The organism is Streptococcus sp. CL6.22 (assembly GCF_049738055.1).
In the GTDB taxonomy this organism is placed as follows: domain Bacteria; phylum Bacillota; class Bacilli; order Lactobacillales; family Streptococcaceae; genus Streptococcus; species Streptococcus mitis_DJ.
Window position 1 is genome coordinate 125,627 of record NZ_JBKOTV010000005.1, and the last position, 9,745, is coordinate 135,371.

The window sequence follows — 9,745 nt, forward strand, 5'->3', positions numbered from 1 at the left end:
TAGGTTAGGTGAACTCAGTTGTAATCATGCAACTGAGTTTATCAATTTCTTTGCCTTAGTTTGCTTAAAAGTTTTATTTTATCATCGAGCGATTGTGAAGGAAACAATCGCTTTTTTTGTGAAAATATAATAAAATAGATAGGAAAGAATAAATACTTGTATGAAAAATGGGACGGCTTTTTCGTCTAGCAAAAGGAAAATATGACAAAAAAAGTTGGTGTCGGCCAGGCACATAGTAAGATTATTTTAATAGGGGAGCATGCGGTCGTTTATGGCTATCCTGCCATTTCCTTGCCTCTTTTAGAGGTGGAGGTGACTTGTAAGGTGATTCCTGCAGCGAGTCCTTGGCGTCTCTATGAGGAGGATACCTTATCCATGGCGGTGTATGCTTCGCTGGAGTATTTAGATATCAAAGAGGCTTGCATTCGCTGTGAGATTGACTCGGCTATCCCTGAAAAACGGGGAATGGGTTCGTCGGCTGCTATCAGCATAGCGGCTATTCGTGCGGTATTTGACTACTATCAGGCAGAACTGCCTCATGATGTACTAGAAATCTTGGTCAATCGGGCGGAGATGATTGCTCATATGAATCCAAGTGGTTTGGATGCCAAGACCTGTCTCAGTGACCAGCCTATTCGCTTTATTAAGAACGTAGGATTTACAGAGCTTGAGATGAATCTATCTGCCTATTTGGTCATTGCAGATACGGGCGTCTATGGTCATACTCGTGAAGCCATCCAAGTGGTTCAAAGTAAGGGGAAAGATGCCCTACCGTTTTTGCATGCCTTGGGAGAATTGACTCAGCAGGCAGAAGATGCGATTTCACGAAAATATGCTGAAGGACTGGGGCAAATCCTCAGTCAAGCGCATTTACATCTAAAAGAAATTGGTGTTAGTAGCCTTGAGGCAGACCATCTGGTAGAAACGGCTCTTAACCATGGTGCTCTGGGTGCCAAGATGAGCGGTGGTGGGCTTGGAGGCTGTATCATAGCCTTGGCAGACAATTTGACACAAGCACAAGATCTAGCAGAAAGATTAGAAGAGAAAGGAGCTGTTCAGACATGGATAGAGAGCCTGTAACAGTACGTTCCTACGCAAATATTGCTATTATCAAATATTGGGGAAAGAAAAAAGAAAAGGAGATGGTGCCTGCTACTAGCAGTATTTCTCTGACTTTGGAAAACATGTACACAGAGACGACCTTGTCGCCTCTACCGACGGATGCGACAGCTGATGTCTTTTATATCAATGGTCAGTTACAAAATGAGGCTGAGCATGCCAAAATGAGCAAAATCATTGACCGTTACCGTCCAGAAGGTGAGGGCTTTGTCCGTATAGATACTCAAAACAATATGCCTACCGCAGCGGGCTTGTCATCAAGTTCTAGTGGTTTGTCTGCCTTGGTCAAGGCTTGTAATGCTTATTTCAAGCTTGGTTTAAATCGGAGTCAGTTGGCACAGGAGGCTAAGTTTGCCTCAGGATCTTCTTCTCGGAGTTTTTATGGACCGCTAGGAGCCTGGGATAAGGATAGTGGAGAAATTTACCCTGTAGAGACAGACTTGAAACTAGCTATGATTATGTTGGTGCTGGAGGACAAGAAAAAACCAATTTCTAGCCGTGACGGTATGAAACTTTGTGTGGAAACTTCGACGACTTTTGACGACTGGGTGCGTCAGTCTGAGAAGGACTATCAGGATATGCTGGCTTATCTCAAGGAAAATGATTTTGCCAAGGTTGGGGAATTAACGGAGAAAAATGCCCTGGCTATGCACGCTACGACAAAAACAGCATCACCAGCCTTTTCTTATCTGACCGATGCAAGCTATGAAGCCATGGACTTTGTCCGTCAGCTTCGCGGGCAAGGAGAATCCTGCTACTTTACCATGGATGCAGGTCCCAATGTCAAGGTCCTATGTCAAGAGAAAGACTTGGAGCATTTATCAGAAATCTTCGGTCAGCGTTATCGCTTGATTGTGTCAAAAACAAAGGATTTGAGTCAAGATGATTGCTGTTAAAACTTGCGGAAAGCTCTATTGGGCAGGTGAATATGCTATTTTAGAGCCCGGACAGTTGGCCTTGATAAAGGCTATTCCCATCTATATGAAGGGCGAGATTGCTTTTTCTGATAGTTACCGTATCTACTCAGATATGTTTGATTTCGCAGTTGATTTGACGCCAAATCCTGACTATAGCTTGATTCAAGAAACAATTGCTTTGATGAATGGCTTCCTCGCTGATCGTGGGCAAACCTTGCGACCTTTTTCTTTGGAAATCCGAGGAAAAATGGAAAGAGAAGGGAAAAAGTTTGGTTTAGGTTCTAGCGGTAGCGTCGTTGTCTTGGTCATCAAGGCTCTGCTGGCTCTATATAATCTTTCGGTTGATCAGGATCTCTTGTTCAAGCTGGCCAGTGCTGTCTTGCTTAAGCGCGGAGACAATGGTTCTATGGGGGACATTGCCTGTATTGTGGCAGAGGATTTGGTTCTCTACCAGTCATTTGATCGCCAGAAGGTGGCTGCTTGGTTGGAAGAAGAAAATTTGTCGACAGTTTTAGAGCGTGATTGGGGCTTTTCAATTTCACAAGCGAAACCAACTTTAGAATGTGATTTCCTAGTGGGATGGACCAAGCAAGTAGCTGTGTCTAGTAACATGGTTCAGCAAATTAAGCAAAATATCAATCAGAATTTTTTAAGTTCCTCAAAAGAAACGGTGGTTTCTTTGGTAGAAGCCTTGGAACAGGGGAAATCAGAAAAAATTATCGAGCAAGTAGAAGTAGCCAGCCGGCTTTTAGAAGGCTTGAGCACAGATATTTACACACCTTCGCTCAGACAGTTGAAAGAAGCTAGTCAAGATTTGCAGGCTGTTGCCAAGAGTAGCGGCGCTGGTGGTGGTGATTGTGGTATTGCCTTGAGTTTTGATGAGCAATCAACTGAAACCCTAAAAAACCGTTGGGCCGATCTGGGGATTGAGCTCTTATACCAAGAAAGGATAGGACATGACGACAAATCGTAAGGATGAGCATATCCGCTATGCCCTTGAGCAGAAAAGTTCCTATAATAGCTTTGATGAGGTGGAGTTGATTCATTCTTCCTTGCCTCTTTACGACCTGGATGAAATCTATCTGTCGACAGAGTTTGCTGGTCGAAAGTGGGATTTTCCTTTTTATATCAATGCCATGACGGGTGGAAGCGATAAGGGAAGAGAAATCAATCAAAAACTAGCTCAGGTGGCAGAAGCCTGTGGTATTTTATTTGTAACGGGTTCTTATAGCGCAGCCCTCAAAGATCCAGCAGATGACTCTTTTTCTGTCAAGTATGATCATCCAAATCTCCTTCTTGGAACCAATATTGGATTGGACAAGTCTGTCGAGTTAGGACTTCAGACTGTAGAAGAAATGAATCCTCTTATCCTGCAGGTGCATGTCAATGTTATGCAGGAATTGCTCATGCCCGAGGGAGAAAGAACGTTTAGAAACTGGCAATCGCATTTGGCAGACTATAGCAAGCAAATCCCTGTTCCGATTGTCCTCAAGGAAGTGGGCTTTGGAATGGATGTGAAGACCATCGAGAGAGCCTATGAATTGGGCGTTCGAACCTTTGACCTGTCAGGTCGTGGTGGTACCAGCTTTGCCTATATTGAAAACCGTCGCAGTGGTCAGCGTGATTATCTCAATCAATGGGGCCAGTCTACTATGCAAGCCCTTCTCAATGCCCAAGAATGGAAAGACAAGGTCGAACTTTTGGTTAGCGGAGGGGTTCGGAATCCGCTGGATATGATTAAGTGTTTAGTTTTTGGCGCCAAGGCTGTAGGACTGTCTCGAACCGTTCTAGAGTTGATTGAAACCTATTCAGTTGAAGAAGTGATTGGCATTGTCCAAGGATGGAAAGCAGATCTACGCTTGATCATGTGTGCTCTTAATTGTGCAACCATAGCAGATCTGCAAAGCGTAGATTACATTCTTTATGGAAAATTAAAAGAAGCAAAGGATCAGATGAAAAAGGCGTAACCACCGCCTTTTTTTCCATCCTCAGACTGAGGTGACTTTTTTGAAGTGTGATAAAATAGAAGGGAGAGGATCAACCTATGAGAAAATTTAAAATCTTTTTATTTATCGAAGCCTGTCTTTTGACAGGAGCTCTGATTTTGATGGTATCAGAGCATTTTTCGCGTTTTCTGCTGATTCTATTCCTCTTTTTGCTTTTGATTCGCTATTACACTGGTAAAGAGGGAAATAATCTTCTTTTAGTGGTGGCAAGCATTCTCTTCTTTTTCATCGTCATGCTCAATCCTTTTGTGATTCTAGCTATTTTTGTTGCGGTCATCTATAGCCTCTTTATTCTTTATCCGATGATGAACCAGGAAAAAGAGCAGACCAATTTGGTTTTTGAAGAGGTGGTAACGGTTAAGAAGGAGAAAAATCGTTGGTTTGGAAATCTCCATCATTTTTCAAGCTACCAGACTTGCCAGTTTGATGATATCAATCTCTTTCGTCTCATGGGCAAGGACACTATTCATCTGGAGAGAGTTATCCTAACCAATCATGACAATGTCATTATCCTCAGAAAGATGGTAGGAACGACCAAAATCATCGTGCCTGTAGATGTAGAAGTCAGTCTCAGTGTTAACTGTCTCTATGGGGATTTGACTTTTTTCAATCAGCCCAAGCGTGCTCTCCGCAATGAACACTATCATCAGGAAACAAGAGACTATCTCAAGAGTAACAAGAGCGTCAAGATTTTCTTGACCACTATGATTGGGGATGTTGAGGTGATCAGAGGATGAAAAAACAAGCTTATGTAATCATTGCCATTACCTCCTTCCTGTTTGTCTTATTTTTCTCCCACAGCTTGTTGGAAATGCTTGACTTTGACTGGTCTATCTTTCTGCACGATGTCGAAAAAACAGAAAAATTTGTTTTTTTGCTATTGGTCTTCAGCATGTCCATGACCTTTCTCTTGGCCCTGTTTTGGAGAGGTATCGAAGAGCTTTCTCTAAGAAAAATGCAGGCTAATCTCAAGCGTTTATTGGTAGGGCAAGAAGTGGTTCGGGTTGCAGATCCGGATTTGGATGCCAGTTTCAAGTCCTTGTCAGGTAAACTTAACCTTTTGACAGAAGCGCTTCAAAAGGCTGAAAATCACAGCCTTTCTCGGGAAGAGGAAATCATCGAGAAAGAACGGAAGCGAATTGCTCGGGATTTGCATGATACGGTCAGTCAGGAGTTGTTTGCGGCTCACATGATTTTGTCAGGTGTCAGCCAGCAGACTTTAAAATTGGATAGAGAAAAGATGCAGATCCAGTTGCAGAGTGTCACAGCTATTTTAGAAACCGCCCAGAAGGATTTGAGAGTCTTGCTCCTGCACTTGCGCCCAGTTGAATTGGAACAAAAGAGCTTGATAGAAGGGATTCAAATTCTTCTAAAAGAGCTTGAGGACAAGAGTGACCTCAAAGTTAGTCTCAAGCAAAATGTGACGAAATTGCCTAAGAAAATCGAGGAACATATCTTCCGTATCCTGCAAGAGTTGATCAGCAATACCCTCCGACATGCTCAGGCATCTTGTCTGGATGTCTATCTCTATCAGACCGATTTTGAATTGCAGCTGAAGGTGGTGGACAATGGGATTGGTTTTCAGTTAGGGAGTTTAGACGACTTGAGTTATGGACTCCGCAATATCAAGGAGCGGGTTGAAGATATGGCAGGGACGGTTCAGTTATTAACAGCTCCCAAGCAAGGGCTGGCGGTTGATATCCGTATTCCCCTGCTTGATAAGGAATGATAAAGGAGTAAAGATGAAAATTTTACTGGTAGATGACCATGAAATGGTCCGATTGGGCTTGAAAAGCTACTTTAATCTCCAAGATGATGTAGATGTTGTGGGTGAGGCGGCCAATGGGTCTCAAGGTATTGAGTTAGCCTTGGAATTGCGCCCAGATGTTATTGTCATGGATATCGTCATGCCTGAAATGAATGGAATTGACGCTACCTTGGCCCTCCTCAAAGAATGGCCTGAAGCCAAGATTTTGATTGTGACCTCTTACTTAGACAATGAAAAAATCATGCCTGTCTTAAATGCTGGTGCTAGGGGCTATATGCTCAAGACTTCAAGTGCGGATGAATTGCTGCACGCTGTTCGTAAGGTAGCTACTGGGGAGCTGGCCATTGAGCAAGAGGTCAGTAAGAAGGTCGAATACCACCGCAATCATATAGAACTACATGAGGACTTAACTGCGCGTGAGCGAGATGTGCTTCAACTCATCGCCAAGGGCTACGAAAATCAGCGCATCGCAGACGAACTTTTTATCTCTCTCAAGACGGTCAAGACTCATGTGTCCAATATCCTAGCCAAGCTGGAGGTCAGCGATCGCACCCAGGCAGCAGTTTATGCCTTTCAGCATCACTTGGTGGGGCAGGAAGATTTTTAATTGTTATATAAGAATAATATTGGAGAAATGGCTGAGCTTAGTATCAAAGAAGCGAGCAAGTACCTCTAGCACGATAAAATATTTTTTTCACAATATTTTATGTTATTTGTTGACATTCATTTTATAGGGGAGTAGAATAAAGCTAAAGATAACTAAGGTAATATAGTATTTATCAAAGGATATAAAAAATCCAAAAGGAGGTTAGAATCATGTCTCCGTAAATTATCAAAATAAGGTCACTAGAGCGTTAAGGGATTTTGAAGAAAGGATTTTTGTCATGAAAAAATATATTACTTATGCAGCTTTATTACTTACTTCAGGAGCTTTATTATCAACTACTCATGTAGTTAGTGCAGGAACTACAACGTCTACCACTAAAGTGACTACATCACAAACAACTTTACAGTATACAAGCGAGAAAGAAGCAATTGATCAACTTGTTAAAGAAGGTAAAATTAAGGTTGAAGATGCAGAACACGTTAAGTTGGTAGGATTTTCTCCTAGAGAATTAACTCAAGTAGAAAGCGATCAAGAAAAAATAGCATTTAATCAAAATAGAGATGGTAAAGGAACCTGGATGCAAACAGATGGCCGCTGGTGGTTCAAATATACTTCAGGTGGGTATGCTAAACATTGGGAATTGTTAGATGAGAAATGGTATTATTTTGATGATCAAGGTTGGATGAAATCAAATGAGTGGATTAACCCAGATGGTAATTGGTACTATCTTTCAAATGATGGAGCTATGCTAACCGATTACAATAGAGTTAATGGAAAACCTTATTTCTTTAGATCTAACGGCGTTTTGGTAGAAAATAAAGGTCAGGCAATTGCTGAGTATGCAGAGACATTTGTAGATAAAATCCCATATGTTGGGGGTTGGGCAGACTTGAATAAGGGTGTAGATTGCTCAGGATTTACACATGCCATATATAAAAACTTTGACATTTACTTAGGAACTGATACTAGATCTCAATTTAAGCAAGGAATTGATGTAACTGGTAATGAAAAACCTGGAGATTTAATTTTCTTTAATAATCTTGAACATGTGGGAATTAATATTGGCGGTAACCAAGTGGTTCACGCAAATTATGTAAGAAAATTTGTAAACATAACTAACAATGAATACATTGGATCTATTGACGGAGCTAGACGAGTTTGGTAACAATAAAATTTAAATGTCATAAATAATTTGTTACTAATTGGAGGAAACGGCTATGAAAAAATCTAAACTACTTACACTTGGTTTGCTTGCAGGTGCTGGTCTACTATTGTCTATCAATCAAGTACAGGCTGCAGATACTTGGGTTAAAAATGGTGCTGACTGGAATCTTTCACAAGATGGCAGTTTCGCTAAAAACAAATGGGTACAAAACGCAGGTTCTTGGTACCACTTTGACGGTTCTGGTAAAATGCAGACAGGCTGGCTCAAAGATGGGAATACATGGTATTCGCTCGCAGACAGTGGCGCTATGCGTACTGGCTGGTACAAGGAAGGTAGCACCTGGTACTCACTTGCAAATAGTGGTGCTATGCGCACAGGTTGGTACAAAGAAGGGTCTACATGGTATTACCTCAAAGACAGTGGCGCTATGGCAACAGGATGGGCGACTGCAAATGGTCAATGGTCTTACTTTGAAAAATCAGGTGCTATGGTAGCAGATAAAGCTGTTCCAGCAAGCGATGGGGAAAGTTATGTCATTGGTAAGGATGGTTATATGTTAACCAAACTCCCAAGTCAGGTTGAACAAGATCCTTTTGATGATACAGTTATTACAGATATCGTTACTTTGTCTGATGGTTATGACTATCACCTTGTTCATAAGAAAGATGGAGTTGTTATCGAAAAGAATGCCTGGTATATCAAACCTATTGTTGAACGTTTTTCTTATCAAAAGATTGGCGATATAAAACGAAATACTTTAGATGCCATTACTGATAATAAAAAACCAGGGGAAGAAATTGATCCTAAAGCTGTCATAAAGAATTTCCAAAACTTACCAAATAAGTATTACTTTGGAGCAGATGGACGTAAGGTTGCGAATCTACCAGAATTCACTACTCACTTCCCTATTCAAAAAGTTGGGTCTGAACTTTATCTTAAAAACTCAAGTCCAGTTATTAGTCTAGATTCATCTGGATTGACAATTAATGACAATAAACTTTATCTAAGAGGTGCCAATGATGATAATGGTAAACTTGTAACTGGATATTTTACAATGTTTATGGACGGATTATTATCTAAAGATCACCATATTTTGGGCTATGCAGATGAATCTGGTGAAATCGTGAAGATGAAAGTTTTGCCTAATGATTTCCGTGATTATATTGAAAAAGGAATTTCCGGTTTTTATGGAGAAACTGTTAGATATGACAGTTCAACAGGAAATGTTTCTGTTGTGAAATAAACTATCTGACATAGTAAAAAGAAAAAAGCGAACAGTTTTGTTTACTAGGAAGTCATGTTCATTTCACTATAGAACAGGAGGAAATGGCTATGAAAAAATCTAAACTACTTACACTTGGTTTGCTTATAGGTGCTGGTCTGCTTTTATCTATCAACCAAGCACAGGCTGCAGATACTTGGGTTAAAAATGGTGCTGACTGGAATCTTTCTCAAGATGGCAGTCTCGCTAAAAACAAATGGGTACAAAATGCTGGCTCATGGTATCATTTTGACAGCACTGGTAAAATGCAGACAGGCTGGCTCAAAGAAGGCAATACTTGGTATTCACTAGCAGATAGTGGTGCTATGCGCACAGGCTGGTACAAGGAAGGCAATACCTGGTACTCACTCGCAAATAGTGGTGCCATGCGCACTGGCTGGTATAAGGAAGGTAACACCTGGTACTCATTAGCTAATAGTGGCGCTATGCGTACTGGCTGGTACAAAGAAGGCAACACATGGTACTATCTTCATTTTAGTGGTTCTATGATGACAGGTTGGGAGTGCATAAATGGTGATTGGTATTATTTTGAACAATCAGGTGCAATGGCCTCTGATAGAGTTGTAAATTCTAGTGATGGAACAGGCTATATTCTCAGCAAGGATGGACATATGTTCACTTTACAAGATAGCCCTTATAAACATGATGATATTGTTCGTTTAGGCGATGGATATGAATATCTGATTAAAGCAAAATATGATGGGAATAAATTTACTGATGTTATAGTGGCTAAAAACACTTGGTATGTCAAACCTGAGTTCAAGAAGTTTTCCGACAAATATGGGGATCATGTTGCAAATATAACCTTAGCTTTAGTGGATAATAAAGAAAAAGGACAAGAAATTGATCCTAAAGCTGTTATTCGTAATTTCCAAAATCTG

Annotated in this window: 10 protein-coding genes; all 10 read left to right on the forward strand. The window is 41.0% G+C overall.

The window, feature by feature from the left end; translation table 11 throughout:
* Positions 1–201: 201 nt before the first annotated feature.
* Positions 202–1,080 (forward strand): mevalonate kinase, encoded by an 879-nt coding sequence (mvk, locus tag ACLNCW_RS03795; protein ID WP_424845384.1) that lies wholly within the window; start codon positions 202–204, stop codon positions 1,078–1,080.
* A complete protein-coding gene (gene mvaD / locus ACLNCW_RS03800; RefSeq protein ID WP_424845385.1) occupies positions 1,062–2,015 on the forward strand; it encodes a diphosphomevalonate decarboxylase in 954 nt (317 codons plus the stop codon). The genes mvk and mvaD overlap by 19 nt, the downstream gene beginning before the upstream one ends.
* Positions 2,002–3,009 (forward strand): phosphomevalonate kinase, encoded by a 1,008-nt coding sequence (locus ACLNCW_RS03805; RefSeq protein ID WP_078237901.1) that lies wholly within the window; start codon positions 2,002–2,004, stop codon positions 3,007–3,009. Before mvaD ends, ACLNCW_RS03805 begins: the two co-directional genes overlap by 14 nt.
* Positions 2,993–4,003, forward strand: coding sequence for a type 2 isopentenyl-diphosphate Delta-isomerase (gene fni, locus ACLNCW_RS03810; RefSeq protein WP_424845386.1), 1,011 nt, complete (start codon positions 2,993–2,995; stop codon positions 4,001–4,003). The genes ACLNCW_RS03805 and fni overlap by 17 nt, the downstream gene beginning before the upstream one ends.
* 77 nt (positions 4,004–4,080) lie before the next feature.
* Positions 4,081–4,779, forward strand: a complete 699-nt coding sequence (gene liaF, locus ACLNCW_RS03815) for a cell wall-active antibiotics response protein LiaF (RefSeq protein WP_078237899.1) — start codon at positions 4,081–4,083, stop codon at positions 4,777–4,779.
* Positions 4,776–5,771, forward strand: coding sequence for a sensor histidine kinase (locus tag ACLNCW_RS03820; RefSeq protein ID WP_078237898.1), 996 nt, complete (start codon positions 4,776–4,778; stop codon positions 5,769–5,771). Before liaF ends, ACLNCW_RS03820 begins: the two co-directional genes overlap by 4 nt.
* A 13-nt stretch (positions 5,772–5,784) precedes the next feature.
* Positions 5,785–6,417 carry a response regulator transcription factor gene (locus ACLNCW_RS03825; RefSeq protein WP_078237897.1) on the forward strand — a complete coding sequence of 211 codons (633 nt, stop codon included), beginning with the start codon at positions 5,785–5,787 and terminating at the stop codon, positions 6,415–6,417.
* Between the two features lie 277 nt (positions 6,418–6,694).
* The gene (locus ACLNCW_RS03830) at positions 6,695–7,582 is read left to right on the forward strand and encodes an NlpC/P60 family protein (RefSeq protein WP_261056821.1); all 888 of its coding nucleotides are present in this window, start codon (positions 6,695–6,697) and stop codon (positions 7,580–7,582) included.
* 52 nt (positions 7,583–7,634) lie between these two features.
* Positions 7,635–8,825: an N-acetylmuramoyl-L-alanine amidase family protein gene (locus ACLNCW_RS03835; RefSeq protein ID WP_078237895.1), complete on the forward strand. Its 1,191-nt coding sequence runs from the start codon at positions 7,635–7,637 to the stop codon at positions 8,823–8,825.
* Positions 8,826–8,914: 89 nt separating this feature from the next.
* Positions 8,915–9,745 (forward strand): N-acetylmuramoyl-L-alanine amidase family protein (locus ACLNCW_RS03840; protein WP_424845387.1); only part of this gene is annotated, 831 nt, incomplete at its 3' end.

Bases quoted from the DNA above. Each gene is read 5' to 3' on its own strand.
- mvk (WP_424845384.1), top strand. From the start codon at position 202: ATGACAAAAAAAGTTGGTGTCGGCCAGGCACATAGTAAGATTATTTTA.
- mvaD (WP_424845385.1), top strand. From the start codon at position 1,062: ATGGATAGAGAGCCTGTAACAGTACGTTCCTACGCAAATATTGCTATT.
- ACLNCW_RS03805 (WP_078237901.1), top strand. From the start codon at position 2,002: ATGATTGCTGTTAAAACTTGCGGAAAGCTCTATTGGGCAGGTGAATAT.
- fni (WP_424845386.1), top strand. From the start codon at position 2,993: ATGACGACAAATCGTAAGGATGAGCATATCCGCTATGCCCTTGAGCAG.
- liaF (WP_078237899.1), top strand. From the start codon at position 4,081: ATGAGAAAATTTAAAATCTTTTTATTTATCGAAGCCTGTCTTTTGACA.
- ACLNCW_RS03820 (WP_078237898.1), top strand. From the start codon at position 4,776: ATGAAAAAACAAGCTTATGTAATCATTGCCATTACCTCCTTCCTGTTT.
- ACLNCW_RS03825 (WP_078237897.1), top strand. From the start codon at position 5,785: ATGAAAATTTTACTGGTAGATGACCATGAAATGGTCCGATTGGGCTTG.
- ACLNCW_RS03830 (WP_261056821.1), top strand. From the start codon at position 6,695: ATGAAAAAATATATTACTTATGCAGCTTTATTACTTACTTCAGGAGCT.
- ACLNCW_RS03835 (WP_078237895.1), top strand. From the start codon at position 7,635: ATGAAAAAATCTAAACTACTTACACTTGGTTTGCTTGCAGGTGCTGGT.